Annotated in this window: 6 protein-coding genes; 3 read left to right on the top strand and 3 right to left on the bottom strand. The window is 61.2% G+C overall.

Annotated elements, in window-relative coordinates:
- Nucleotides 1-133 precede the first annotated feature (133 nt).
- Both NG895_RS16235 and NG895_RS16230 read left to right on the top strand, forming a co-directional pair.
- A complete protein-coding gene (locus NG895_RS16235; protein WP_252853573.1) occupies nucleotides 134-1,297 on the top strand; it encodes an AraC family transcriptional regulator in 1,164 nt (387 codons plus the stop codon).
- 256 nt (nucleotides 1,298-1,553) lie between these two features.
- Nucleotides 1,554-2,963 carry a PEP-CTERM sorting domain-containing protein gene (locus tag NG895_RS16230; RefSeq protein WP_252853572.1) on the top strand — a complete coding sequence of 470 codons (1,410 nt, stop codon included), beginning with the start codon at nucleotides 1,554-1,556 and terminating at the stop codon, nucleotides 2,961-2,963.
- An 81-nt stretch (nucleotides 2,964-3,044) separates the two neighbouring features.
- Here NG895_RS16230 and NG895_RS16225 read toward each other — a convergent pair whose 3' ends face one another.
- From NG895_RS16225 to NG895_RS30640, 3 genes are all read right to left on the bottom strand, one after another.
- Entirely contained in the window at nucleotides 3,045-4,097 is a 1,053-nt protein-coding gene (locus NG895_RS16225; RefSeq protein ID WP_252853571.1) for an arabinan endo-1,5-alpha-L-arabinosidase, read from the bottom strand.
- Nucleotides 4,094-6,547 carry an alpha-L-arabinofuranosidase C-terminal domain-containing protein gene (locus NG895_RS16220; protein ID WP_252853570.1) on the bottom strand — a complete coding sequence of 818 codons (2,454 nt, stop codon included), beginning with the start codon at nucleotides 6,545-6,547 and terminating at the stop codon, nucleotides 4,094-4,096. Before NG895_RS16220 ends, NG895_RS16225 begins: the two co-directional genes overlap by 4 nt.
- 92 nt (nucleotides 6,548-6,639) lie before the next feature.
- Nucleotides 6,640-9,009 carry an alpha-L-arabinofuranosidase C-terminal domain-containing protein gene (locus NG895_RS30640; RefSeq protein WP_252853569.1) on the bottom strand — a complete coding sequence of 790 codons (2,370 nt, stop codon included), beginning with the start codon at nucleotides 9,007-9,009 and terminating at the stop codon, nucleotides 6,640-6,642.
- 485 nt (nucleotides 9,010-9,494) lie between these two features.
- On the opposite strand from NG895_RS30640, the gene NG895_RS16210 reads away from it, so the two are divergent.
- Nucleotides 9,495-13,394, top strand: a complete 3,900-nt coding sequence (locus tag NG895_RS16210; RefSeq protein ID WP_252853568.1) for a family 43 glycosylhydrolase — start codon at nucleotides 9,495-9,497, stop codon at nucleotides 13,392-13,394.
- Nucleotides 13,395-13,402: the final 8 nt, after the last annotated feature.

The following is a 13,402-nucleotide window of genomic DNA, read 5'->3' as shown; positions in this document are numbered from 1 at the left end:
TATAGAATAAACGCTTGCTTAAATATTCTTATCTGGGCGTATGAGATGGTCAGGCTTGGGCCAATCGGTGCGCTCGTGTTGTCCTTTCTGGAAGTCTTGCCCTCCGTTCGGGGTGGGCACGCGAGGTTGAATCATGCGGTCATCACACCGGGTGGCGTTGCTCTTGGATGGAGCACGTGGTTGGGACGCCGGCGTGCTCCGCGGAATCGCCAACTACGCGAACCGGCACCGACCCTGGAAGGTCCTAAGGCCCGCGGTCACCTACTATCAACGCTTCTCGGGGCTTGCTGAAGTTTCTGTGCCAACGTTACTAAAGCACCGCCCCGATGGAGTGATCATGCATGAGTCGGAAATGACCAGGCACCTGGTTCGCTCCGGTGTGCCCACCATCGTGGTGCCCATCGGATCGCTGGAACCCGATGGTTTCTACATTTCTTGCGACAATTCTGGCGTCGGCACGATGGCCGGTGAGCACCTGATGGGGCAAGGACTGGGGCATTTCGGCTTTGTGGGCTTTGCCAACGTGCGTTGGTCCCAACTCCGCCTGGATGCCTTCCGCCAATGCCTTGCGCAGCGGAATCACCAAGTCGATGTCCATTTGGTTCCACTGGCGCCTAGCGACTCTGAGCAACCGCGACTCCACCAATCGCTCACGCGGTGGCTCGGCGAACTCCCCAAGCCAACGGGCGTTTTCGTTGGTAACGACGACCTGGCGCGGGCCGTAGCGGAACTCTGCCAATTGAACGACATCAGCATCCCAGACGAAGTCGCCCTGCTGGGGGTGGATAACGACGAATTGATCTGCGAATTGAGCGGTCCGCCGCTCAGCAGTATTCCTTTCTCGACAGAAAGGGCCGGATACGATGCGGCCGAGTTGCTCGATCTGCTGATGGATGGACAAACGCCAGAAACGTCATGCATCGAGGCGGCCGCGCTGCCCGTTGTGGTGCGAAGATCGACAGATCGCCTGGCAATCGAAGACCCCGATGTCCTCAAGGCCCTGCAGTTCATCCGCGATAACGCCTCGCGGATCATCCAAGTGGGCGATGTGGTGAAGGCCACCACTTTGTCGCAGCGGACGCTGCACAATCGCTTTAAGGCTGCTATCGGGCACTCGCTGGTCAAAGAGATAAATCGCCAGCGGGCGCAGTATGTGGCTGGTTTGCTCACCGACACTAACCAGACCATTAGCCGCATTGCCTGGAAGCTGGGCTATCGCGACGACGCCCACTTGGTACGCTTTTTCCGGCGAGAGATGGGCGAGTCGCCTGGTGCCTATCGCCGCAGGTTGACCTGAGTTGGACGAAGCCAATGGGGGCCAAACGGGTCGCCCCGCCTGGGATCAGTGTTCCAAAATTGGCAATTTAATTTCAATACGTGGCTGCTGCCAATATTGATTGTTCTGCTTACACTGAGTGTAGTAGGCGGAAACTTATCTCTAAGCGTGCGCATGGATTCACACCCAACCGCGTGTTTCCGCTCCAGGCGTGTTGATCTTGTCATTGCGCAGCGAAGCTGTTTGCACCTTTGATTCTTCTTCGAGGAGTTGTCTCATGAGTTTTAGACCCCTTTTGATTCTGGCGACTTTCGTCGCGACAGCCGTCTGCCTATCACCGGCGCAGGCGGACACCACCTGGACGGGCGCCAACAGTTCCGACATGACGGACGCTGGCAACTACGACAACGGTCTGCCGGCAGCGGACAACGGATGGTTGGCCATCAACGATGTCACGACAAACATTCCCGTGATGATGTCGGACATCACCCTTGGCTGGGATCTCGACATCGGTGGAGGTGCCAACACTGCAGGTCGCCTCGACCAACTATCGGGCCTGATGTCTACCGGCGAAGGCAACTGGGTGCGAATGGGCTTTAACGACGGCTCCGGCCCGGCCTCGGCTATCTACAATCTGGCCGATACTACCGGCACCGGTGGTGCTTTTACCGGCTTCGCCCAAGGCTCTGGTAGCCTGAACGTTGGTGGCTCGACGCAGAACGGCAAGCTCAACCTTGGTTGGGACGGCGGCACCACGTCCACGATGAATATCAACACCTCGGGAACCGTTGCCGCCGGTGAAGTCGAGGTTGGCTCCACAGGTGGTGGCCCCACGTCCACGTTCAATATGGACAATGGCACCGTGAACGTCTTGGGCAACTTCGAGGTTGGCGGCGACCAATACTCTGGCCATGGCGGCAACAGCTTCTTCAACATGAGTGGTGGCACCATTAACACCGGCAACGAATTCTTTGTCGGTGGCTGGGGTACCGCAACCGCCCAATTGACTGGTGGCGAGATCAACTCGGATGCCTGGTTCGTGGTGGGTCGAGACGGCGCCAGTGTGGCGACACTCGACATGAGCGGCGGCACGATCAACGCTGCGATAGAGAATGCCGCTAGCTTTCTCGTCATCGGCGCGTTTGGTGGGTCAAACGGCACGCTGAACCTCACGGGCGGCACGATCAACACTGGTGATGGAGACACCACCACCAACATGCTGATCGCCGAAAATGGCAATGGCACGCTCAACGTAATCGGCACCGCTCCCATCGTGAACGTGTCCGGCGACCTCAAGCTTGGCCTCTTTAACGACAACAATGACAGCAGCGGTATTGGTACCCTCGGCTTCACCGCCGACGCCTCTGGTGTCGCGGCCGTTAGCGTGGGGAACGATGTGAACCTCGGCTCGCCGGACGGGGACTTCCTGACCGTCGATCTGTCGGCTTACACCGGCGCCCACATGGATATGCTGTTGATCGACGGCAGCACCCGACAGGGTGTCTTCACGGGGCTGAGCCAAGGCACGCTGGTTGCAATGGATGGCAATAGCAATCCCTATTACATCGACTACCTCGGCGCCAAAGGCGATGTCTGGCTCCGCACGACGCAGAACGTTCCCGAACCAACCTCGTTGGTCCTGGTTGGTCTGGGTGGATTGGCTTTGCTGGCCTGGCGCCGGAAGTAATCCACTGCCGAACTGTTCAGGTTTCCACGAACAGGCCCGCTCCGGCGGGCCTGTTCTTTTTTTGGACAATCCCCTTGCCGCTCATCGCGGCCATCGCCGCCTCGGTGGATCGGCCGTGGGGTCAGCAAGTCGAACGTTCGTGGCCGAAGGCCAACCGTTGTCCGACCACTGCCACGACGCGATTCCGATCTTCGATCGCCCTCGGTCCTCGCCATCGTAAAAGTGGAAGGCGAACTGCTCCTGGCCGTCGCCTACCGGTGCAACGTGGCCTGGGCCGATGCGTCGCGCATTGCTGTCCAGCACCAGCGTGCCACCACCATCTAGCAGTCGGCGTCCCTGGTGGTCGACGTAGGGACCGGCGATGTCTTTGCTGCGACCGACAAGAATCTTGTAGGTGCTCTGTACGCCACGGCAGCACGTGCCATGGTTGATGAATAGATAGTAGTACTGGCCGTGGCGGATGAGCGTTGCCGCTTCAATCGACTTGGCGTGGGCCAATTGCACTGGCTGGGAACCCCCCTCCAGGCGACCGCCTGTTTCCGCGTCGAGTTCGACCAGGAAAATCCCGTCCCAGTAGGAGCCAAACGCCATCCACAGACGCCCGTCGTCATCCAGCAAGACGGTTGGATCGATGGCGTTATAGGGATCGTCGGCCGAGCTCTTCACCACCATGCCGGCGTCGCGCCAAGCGTAATTGGGGGCCTTTGGGTCGAGCGTTTCGTTCACCGCTAGACCGATGGCCGAGGTTTGCCTGCCAAACCGCGAAACCGAGTAGTACAGCAGGTATTTGCCATCGAGTTCGATGAGATCGGGCGCCCAGTAGTGACCCCGGAAGCCGGGCACGTAATCGGAAATCCACTCGGGCGTTGCGCCCTGATCAAACACCGCGGACTCTGCTTGCCACTCCGTGAGATCAGCGGAACTCTTGGCAGAAATGCCCGGTCCGGTGAAAAATAGATAGTGGCGGCCGGCATGCTCCACGACACTCGATGGGTCGTGTGCGCGAACCGCTCCCTGGAGCTGCAGGTCCTCGTCGGCATTCACGGCTCTGCAGGCCGAGGTCAGCACACAGACGAGCATCGCAAGTCGGGCCAGCAGTGGGAAGCGATGCCAAAACTGCTGGTGATGACTCATCTTGTCCCTTTCGCGCGGACAATGGTAAACGAGGTTCCGGGCAGCTCGAAGGGCACGGTGCCTTCGCGGACCGCAACGGTTTTTTCCTGGGGAACCACCTTCTCGGGGGAGGCAAACGAATTCACATCCAAAGGCGACTCGGACGTTAGTGTAACCAACCGGGCGTCGCCCGAGAACTTGCCACCAGCCACTTGGATCACGCCCTGGCGAGCCTGGTCGCCCGCGTTGGCGATGGCCACCACATACTCGCCCGTTTGCTCATCCCAGCCCGAGGCGGCGAAGATCGTGGGCGTGGGCTGCACCTCGGCCCGCTGCAGCTCTTTGCCATCCAGGTAGCAAATCACGGCCGTCGGTTTGACTTCGATCCGCACGTCGTACCAGCGACCCGTATCGATGCTGCCACGGATTCGCTGCAGCGGGATGGTGGGCGACTCGAGGCCATGATCGGTGTTGCCCCACCCTCCCAGGTTCCACCAACTCGTGACTCGCGGATCACGTGAGGCGAAGCTCACCAGAAACCCTTCTCTTCCCGCCAGCTTGCGAGCTTTCAGTTCCAGGGTGTAGTCGCTCCAGTCTTCGTCGCCGACAAAAGCTCGGACGTTCTCGGCTTCCGAGGTCTGGCGAATCACGCCGTCGACGACCGACCAGTCGCCACCGAACTTGTCCCAGCCGTCGAGCGAGCCGTCCCACTCGTATAGCACTTGCTCGCCCTGAGTGACGCGAATGTCTTTGAACTCGGCCTGCGTCAGCCAGGTGCCCACGCCCACCCGTCCGCGGAACTGGGGGGCGGCCACTTCCGAAGCGTCGACCTCCGTGGGCAGCGAAACATCGGGCACGTGCTGGCCATACATAGCTTGCACGTAGTACGAGGGCGTGCCATAGCTTTCGGTGTTGTTGAACCAAATCAGGTCGGGCGTCCACTGCACGTTTCCTTCTCTGGCGAACAGCGGCGCGTAGCTGGCCATGGTCACCACGTCGGCGTTACGCCACAGGCCCGTCATGAAGGCGGCTTCGGACACGGCGGCTCGCAGCGTGCTGGCCCGATTCGACTCGTGGGCGGCAAATTCGCCGGCAAACACCTTCGGCCCTTGCGGGTCGTACCTGTCGTATCGTTCGGAGTTGGCCAGGAACCACTGCGGCGACCGGTAGTAGTGCTCGTCTACCAAGTCGGCCGGAACGTCGTTGTCGAACCGTTGCCAGGCGTATTGATAATAACCGTCGTTGGCCTGCGGCCCCGAGGTACTGATGATCTGCAGATCGGGATACTGAGCCGCGAGCGCCTGGTGAAACACCAGGTACCGCTCGAAATAGTCCTCCATCCATTGTTCGTTGCCCACGCCCAGGTACTTCAAGTTAAACGGTTCGGGGTGGCCCATTTCGGCCCGCACGCGGCCCCACTTGGTGTCGACCGGACCGTTGGCAAACTCCACCAGGTCGAGCGCATCTTGGACCCAGGGGCCGAGCTCGTCCATTGGCGCGGGCTGCCCCCGGCGGGCCTGGCACGCCATGCCACAATTGACGATCGGTACGGCCTCCGCACCAATGTCCTCGCAAAACTGGAAGAACTCGAAGAAGCCCAGGCCGTAGGTCTGGTGGTACTGTGGATTATCGCGATTGGTCCACAGGTTGTAGTTCTGTTTGCGTTGCCAGATGGGGCCGACCGTGTCCTTCCACTGATAGGCGTTGTCCAGCGTGCGGCCCTCGACGATGCAGCCCCCCGGGAAGCGGACGAATCCTGGCTTCAGGTCGGCCAGTTTTTGGGCCAGGTCCTTCCGCAGGCCGTTGCGGCGGCCGTGGAAAGTATCGGCCGGAAACAGCGAAACCATGTCGACATCGAACGTACCGGGTTGATCGAACACCACTTCCAGCCGACCGTCGCGGACATCGCTGCCTGGCACCAATTGCCCTTCGAGATGTTGCCATTCGCCGGTGACTCTCCCCAACGTTGCCTTGGCGGCTTCTTCGCCGTTGGCGCCGCGGAGAATGACAAACACGTTGCCGCCTGGCCCCCGCACGTGCAGCGAAACGAGATACTTCGCGCCCTGCTCCAGGTCCAATCCGTCGTAGCCACCGTTGGCAATGCCAGCGCCGGCCGTTTCGACCGCCACCCGACAGAAAGACGGATTGTTCGCGTGCAGTGGATTGTCCGTGGCGATTTCGATCGCCACGCTGTCGCTGGTTGGCTTCCAGGCGTACAGGTGGTCGCGATGCTCGAACGACCGATTCTGTATCAACTCGGCGTACAGACCGCCATCGGCGGCGTAGTTGATGTCTTCGAAAAACACCCCGTGCATGGTTGGGCTGAAGGGTACTCCTTGGGCATCTCCCTGGATGGTGACATGAAACGCCCCCCTTTGGCTATCGGACTCCGCCGCAACGAGGATCGGATTCAACAGCAATAGCAGTCCCAGCGCAAGGATGCTGTTTCGAAGGAGAAAGTAAAAGGCCATTGGGAACTCACAAGCTAAGAGTAAACGGTGCGCATTTGGGCGAGCGAGCCGGGCTGTCTCGGTTCGTCGGCGATGGCAACGACAACGATCGACTATTTGCTGTGCACGCGAAAAACGGTCAGGGAATTGGCTGGGAATTCGTATTCAATCTTGTTGCCCGCGGCTTCCACTTCCGACTCCTTGGGACTGATGGCCTGGGGCGTTTCGATGGAGTTGGTGGCTTCGGGCGCGCCGCTGAGCGTGATCACCCGGCATTGCTTCTTCCCTTGGTCCATCCCGGCCAGTACCAGTTCGACGTTGGCCGGCGCGTCGGTGGGGTTCACGACCTTTACGATTGCCTCGCCAGAGTCTTCGACAAGCGACGCCGAGGCGTACAGATGCTCGGTTGCCGGGGCCGGCACCTGGGTGTCGTGTACCAGCTCTCCGTCCAGGTAGCAGCGGATCTGAGGTCCCTTGAGCTCCACACGGACGTCATGCCACTCGCCGGCCGAAAGCGAATTGGCCACCTGGGCCACGACCTGGGGCGTCTCGACATGGGTGGCCATGTGCGCCATCAGAGTGTGGTCCTTGTTTCCTCCGCCACCAATGATCCACTCCATGTGCGAGCCGCCAGGACTATGCCGGAAGAAGATGCGGATGCCGCCCTGCTGGTCCTGCTTGCGAACCTTCAGGCGAATGGTGCAGTCGCCCCAGTCGGTGTCGCCGAACAGGGCCTGCGAGTCGCCTCGGGCGGTTTGCTGGTGGAGGGTCCCATCGTCGGTGGTCCACTCGCCACCCTCGATGGTGAGCGCCTCGGCGGCTGGCAGGTCCGTAGCCTTCAGCAGTAATCGGTCGCCGCGGGTGACGGTTACATCGCGGAAATCGGCCGCGGTGTCGAAGGTGCCAATGCCAATTCGGCCGCCCGGCTGCCGCGAGCCTCGAGGATCGTCGATCTCCAGGGGCAGCACCACGTCGCCGCGATGCAGGCTGAACAGTTGTTGCACGTAGTAGTTCGGCGTGGCGTAGCTCGACAGATTGTCGAACCAGATCAGGTCGGGCGTCCACTGCCAGGCGTCGACATGCGCCATCAGTGGTGCGTAGGCACTCATCACCACGACATCGCTATTCCGCTCGATGCCGGTCAAGAATGCCGCTTCAGCCACAGCGCACCGCAGATTGTTGCGGTTATTGGGCGAGCAAATGGCCACCGACTGCGCGGCGTATTCGCCCATGAACACCTGGGGGCCCGAGCGATCGTAGTTGTCGTACCGGGAGGCCTCGCGGAGGAACCAGTCGGGCATGGCGTAGCAATGCTCGTCGACGATCGGCACCCCAATTTGCTTGAGAATCGGCCAGGCGTAATCGAAGTGCTTGCCGGAAGGAAATGGTCCGGAGGTCGAGATCAACTCAATCTCAGGATGGGCCTGCTGCAGTACCTGGGCGAATCGTTCGTAGCGCTCGAAGTAGTCGGGGCCCCACTGTTCGTTGCCCACGCCTAGCAGCTTCATTCCGAAAGGTTCGGGGTGGCCCATGGCCGCTCGGATGGCTCCCCATTGGCTATCCACCGGGCCGTTGGCGAACTCGATCAGATCCAAGGCGTCCTGAATGTAGGGATCGAGCTCGTCCATCGGTACCAACTCACTCGAGTTGAATTGGCACGCCATGCCGCAGTTCAGGATCGGCAACGGTTCGGCCCCCAAGTCTTCGGCCAACTGAAAGTACTCATAGAAGCCGACGTCGAACGACTGGTAGTAGTCGGGAGTCAGGCGGTGCTGGAACTCGGTATTCCAGCGATTCACCAGTGGACGCCGCTCGGTGCGCGGCCCGATGGTCGACTTCCACTGGTAGCGGTACCTCAGTTCGCTTCCCTCGACGATGCAGCCCCCCGGAAAGCGGAAGAACGCCGGTTTCAGATCGGCCAGCTTCTGCACCAGGTCCTTTCGCAGCCCATGCGGTCGTCCCTGCCACGTATCGTGGGGATACAGCGAAACCAGATCGATATCGAGCGGCCCTTCGGACTGAATCAGCACGTCCAGGTGGGCCTTCGCGTCCGTCTTGGCGGGAACCAGATCGGCGGTCACAGGCTTCCAGGCCGAGCCTTTGACGGTTGCCTCCGCTTCGGCCAGTGTTTCGCCACCTTCTGAAACCAATCGCACGGTCACCGGTACGGAGCGTCCCGCCGTGGTGCGAGCCAACATGCTGAAGGCGTACTTCTCCCCTTCTTTGAGTCCCATCCCACGGAAACCTTCGTTGCTCACGCCGGCTTCGCCGTCCGCCGGGCCTTTGATGCGAAGGAACGTAGGATTGCCGGAACTCGCCGGCGCGTCGCGCCCCGCGGAGAGTTCCGCCTGGCCGATCGCCTTCCACCCGAGGCGATAGGGCGGGAGTTCGAAAGAGCCGTTCTTCACCAGTTCGGCATTTAGTCCACCATCGGCGCCGAAGTTGATGTCTTCGAAGAAAACCCCGATCAGGCGATCACTCACCTCGTGTCCAGGCTGGTTGCAGTCGACGCGGAGCGTCACCTCAGCACAGGAAGCTCGTCGAGTCGACGGAGTTAATGCAAGAACGAACGAGGCGCATAAGAGCGCGAAGAAGCGGGTAGTATTCACGGCAGATCAAGCAAATAGAGGATGGAGTAGACCGGCTGGTAGAAAAGGAGAGTGATCTATCTAGAGTGTAGTTTAGAGATCAAGTTGGATACTACTAGGCGATGTGGTGATCCTCAAGAGTTTGGCAGTTTCAACACGGTGCAGCGAGGAGATGCGGCTTTCACTTGGCGGGACGGAAACTTGCGTTGTCCGGATGCAAGCGGTGACGGCGGTGACGTTTAATTGACCGCTATCTGCCATGCATTTATGATGAAGTTTCGCCTTCTGAGCGGGGCCCTGGCTTACACTCGTCGCCCCCCGCCGCAGATGACTCTTCTGCCATTGGGATCGATGCCCATCCGGTTGGTGTATATCGTCGAATGAAGATTCTCCGTTCGCAATTGGTACCCTGTTTTGCAATCATCGTATTGCAGATGGGGGCTGCATGTGCCCAGCTTACCGGCGAGTTGGGCGCCCATGATCCTTCGACCGTCGTTTACGACAACGGGCGGTACTACTATTTCTCGACGGGCGACCTGCTCGCGGCACGGTCGTCGGTCGATTTGGTGAACTGGACCCGCGAGCCATCGCCATTCAACCAACTCCCATCCTGGGTGCCCGGCGCGGTGCCGGGCTACACGGGCCGGTCCCTCTGGGCACCCGACGTCATCAAGCTCGACAACGAGTACAAGCTCTACTATTCCGCCTCGGTGTGGGGCACCAAGCTCTCGGGCATGGGCCTGGCCACGAGTCCCACGCTCGACCCCGATTCGCCCGACTACGGCTGGACCGACCACGGCATCGTCATGGGCTCGGGGCACAGCAATCCGTACAACGCGATCGATCCGTCGATGATGCTCGACGACGACACGGGCAAGCTGTGGATGACCTGGGGCTCGTTCAACAACGGAATCTACGTCAAGGAGATGGATCCTACGACCGGCCTGCCACTCGACTCGTCGCCCGGCACCAACGTCGCCGCCCCGGGGCCGACGCCGGAGATCGAGGGAGCAGCAATGATGCAGCGCGATGGATACTATTACCTGTTTACCAACTGGGGTGGGTGCTGCAGTGGCTCGAGCAGCACCTACAACATTCGCGTGGGGCGCAGCGACAGTCCCACCGGTCCGTTCCTCGACGCCGAAGGCGTGAACATGCTCGCCGGCGGGGGCACGCTGTTCATGGACGACGACGGCCGCAAGATCGGCCCCGGCCACTTCAGCTTCATGGAGGTGGATGGTCAGCAGCAGTTCAGCTACCACTACTACGACGCCGATCGACCGTGGGCCGGCGGCCAGACCGGCTTTGCGACCTTCGGCCTGCGCGACCTTCATTGGACCAGCGACGACTGGCCGAGCCTCGTGGAGGTGAATCCCTACTGGACCGGCCAGTCGGACCGCACCTGGGAATCGGCTACCAACTGGACCTACGACACCGTGCCCGATGGCGTGGGGCACGTGGCCAACTTTGCGGCGCAGACCACCGGGCCGTACACCGTGGCGCTCTCCACATCGCGCACGGTTGGTACCATCAACTTCCGCGGCTTCGGCAGCTATACCCTCGGCAGCCTGGCGAGTCCCACGCTCACGATCGACGATGTGGCAGGAGAAACGGCCACGCTGAACGTCGCCGAAGGATCGCACACCATCGCGGCTCCCATCAACGCCGTGGACAACCTCGAGGCGAACGTCACGCCGTCGGCCAGTGCGTTGACGCTGATGGGCCAAGTCGTCGCCCCGCGACTCAGCAAGTACGGCGATGGCAACCTGGTCCTCTCGGGGGCGAACTCCAACGTCTCGGGCAATCTTTTCGTCAGGCGCGGCACCCTCTCGGTCACCGGTTCGCTGTCGGCCAGTTCGTATACCAGCGTGGGGCAAATACTGGGCGAAACGGCCACCATGCGAGTTGCGGGCAGCGGTAGCTTCACGGCCAATGCCGATTTCAACATCGGCGACACCGGCGACAACTCCACGCCGGCTACCGGAACGCTTTACCTTTCCGACAACGCCAGCATCGTGGTCGGCACCAGTGGCGGCTTCTATGTTGGTTCGGGCTACAACTCGGGTTCACGTGCCGAGGGCACCGTGGTTCAAAGTGGCGGCACGCTGACCGTTAATCGGCCGCAGGACGGATCGTTCGTCGTCGGCGGTCGTGGTTCGGCAAATGCCAACGGTGTCTACAACCTCAGTGGCGGAACCGTGGACGCCAACACCAATGTGTTCGTCGGCGGACGCGGCACCGGTACCGTGAACCAGTCGGGCGGCACCTTCGACGCGAGTGGCTTCGTGGCCATCGGACGCTACTCGGGATCCACGGGATCGTGGACGATTTCCGACGGAACTTTAAACCAGGCGAACGCCGACAACTGGCTGCTCGTCGGCGAAGAGGGGGAGGGAACGCTCACTGTCGATGGCTATGGCCTCGTCAATGCCGTTGGTGCGACACAAGTTGGCTACCAATCGTCGGGCGCAGGCGTCATCAATCTACGAGGTGGAACCTTCCGAGCCCGTTCTATCACTCGGGGAGCAGGCACGGCGACCGTCAACTTCAACGGCGGTGTGCTGCAATCTCGCCTCAGCACCAGTACGCTACTCGAGAACCTCACGGCCGCTAACGTGCAGACGGGCGGGGCGAAGATCGATACGCAGGCGTACGACGTGACACTTAGTCAGTCGCTGTTGCATGATGCGGCGCTTGGCACCTCGCCCGACGGTGGCCTCACCAAATTCGGCACGGGCACTCTCACGCTCACCACCGCGAACACTTTCACGGGCGCCACCAGCGTTAGCGAGGGAACGCTACGGCTCACGGGCGCGGCGTCGATTGCCAGTTCGGCCATCATCGAAGTCCACCCTGGCGCGTCGTTCGACGTGTCCGAGCTCGGCAGCACTTTTCAGCTGGCTGCAGGGCAAACGCTCATTAACCAGAGCGATACAACGGTTGTTGGCGACGTCACGGCTACCAGCGGATCCACCGTTACTGGCAAAGGTGTCTTTCGTCACAACGTCACCATTGCGAGCGGCTCGAGGCTGGCCGTGGGCGGTGCGACGGCCACCACCGCGCCCACGCTATCGGTGACCAACGGCGACTTCGAGACCGGCATCAACCCACCTGGTGATTCCGATGTCGACTTGTGGTTCGACGTCGATAGCTATGCCGGCGCCTCCGACTTCTGGAATACCGCACAACACGAGCAGGGACTCAGCCCCACCGCCGATGCCGGCGTGCTGCTAGGCGACGGCAACGGCGACGTTGGCGGGCCCATCGGGGTGGGCGGCCGCTGGATCTACCAGCAGATTGGCGCCAAGAGTGCAACCAGCAACTACACGGTCTCGCTCGACTATGGGGGAGACAACGCGGCCGCTGCAGATCGCGCCGTGTCGGTGCGGCTGGAAGTCTATCAAGGACAGTTCCCCGGTGCTGCCGACGACGTCGACATCGCGGGCCAGGGGCTGGCGCTGGTCGCCAGCGTCGACTCGCCAACAACCGATCTGTTTGGTGAGGGCAACTTTGCCTCGTTCAGTACCGCGCTCGACCTATCGGCCGCCAACGACACCGATCCGTTGTGGTTGCGCATCTCCAACCTGCCGGGCGCTGGTTCCGATCCTGGTTCCTGGGTAGTCATCGACAACGTGACGATCGACGAGAGCTTCGCCGCGCAAGGTTTCGAGACGCTAACCGTCGAGGGCGATCTCTCTCTCGAGTCGGGTTCGATCACCGCATTCGATATTGCCGGCGATGGTGTTGGCGATCGGCTTGAAGTGGCGGGCAATTTGCAAATTGCCGATGGATCTGTGCTAGAACTGGTGCTCGACTCCAGCGTTGCTCCCGAGTCGCTGGCAAGTGGCGATGTTTGGAACTTGCTGGACTTCGCCACAGCCACTGGTACGTTCGACCCTGCAGACTTCATCCTGCCGACCCTAAGCGGCAATTTGGTGTGGGATACTTCGAACCTGCTGGTGGATGGGACCATCGCCATCGCCCTGCCTGGTCTGCCGGGCGACTTCAACAGCGACGGGCTGGTCGATCTGGCCGACTACACCGTGTGGCGAAACCATCTGGGCGCACCCGATAGCGTGCTGCCGACGGGGAGCACGACGGATGGCTCGGGCATTGTCGATGGTGGCGACTACCTTACCTGGAAGCAGAACTTCGGCGCTGCGGCAGGCACCGCGCCGCCGACCGACCAGACCAATGTGCCGGAACCGGCCTCCCTGCTGCTGGTGCTGTGCGGAACCGCCGCAGCGCTGGCCTTGCATGGTAGAACCTCGCGGCGATGAAACCAGGG

It is taken from the genome of Aeoliella straminimaris (genome assembly GCF_024054565.1).
GTDB classification, from domain to species: domain Bacteria; phylum Planctomycetota; class Planctomycetia; order Pirellulales; family Lacipirellulaceae; genus Aeoliella; species Aeoliella straminimaris.
This window is presented reverse-complemented; position numbering and strand designations above follow the sequence as displayed.

What these genes read in the sequence shown, in the direction of transcription:
- NG895_RS16235 (WP_252853573.1), top strand. Translation starts at nt 134, where the DNA reads ATGCGGTCATCACACCGGGTGGCGTTGCTCTTGGATGGAGCACGTGGT.
- NG895_RS16230 (WP_252853572.1), top strand. Translation starts at nt 1,554, where the DNA reads ATGAGTTTTAGACCCCTTTTGATTCTGGCGACTTTCGTCGCGACAGCC.
- NG895_RS16225 (WP_252853571.1), bottom strand. Translation starts at nt 4,097, where the DNA reads ATGAGTCATCACCAGCAGTTTTGGCATCGCTTCCCACTGCTGGCCCGA.
- NG895_RS16220 (WP_252853570.1), bottom strand. Translation starts at nt 6,547, where the DNA reads ATGGCCTTTTACTTTCTCCTTCGAAACAGCATCCTTGCGCTGGGACTG.
- NG895_RS16210 (WP_252853568.1), top strand. Translation starts at nt 9,495, where the DNA reads ATGAAGATTCTCCGTTCGCAATTGGTACCCTGTTTTGCAATCATCGTA.